1 rRNA gene is annotated in these 253 nt (G+C 52.6%); it reads right to left on the bottom strand.

Annotated elements, in window-relative coordinates:
- Positions 1 to 253: ribosomal RNA gene (locus ACSNOG_RS33660) — 23S ribosomal RNA — on the bottom strand; the annotation flags it as partial.

Genomic DNA, 253 nt, shown 5'->3' with positions numbered 1-253 from the left:
CCTTCACCTGACTAGAGGCTTTTCTTGGCAGTGTGAGATCATGACCTTCGCTACTGTAATTTTCACTCCCCATCACAGCCCAGCCTTAACGATGTGCGGATTTGCCTACACATCAGCCTCACTGCTTGGACGGACATCCATCAGTCCGCGTCACTACCCTCCTGCGTCACCCCATCGTTCATAACGGTTTACGGTGGTACAGGAATTTCAACCTGTTGTCCTTCGACTACGCCTTTCGGCCTCGCCTTAGGTC

It is taken from the genome of Streptomyces sp. URMC 124, from assembly GCF_051386455.1.
GTDB lineage: Bacteria > Actinomycetota > Actinomycetes > Streptomycetales > Streptomycetaceae > Streptomyces.
The sequence above is the reverse complement of the archived record's forward strand: the minus strand, read 5'-3'. Positions and strand labels throughout refer to the sequence as shown.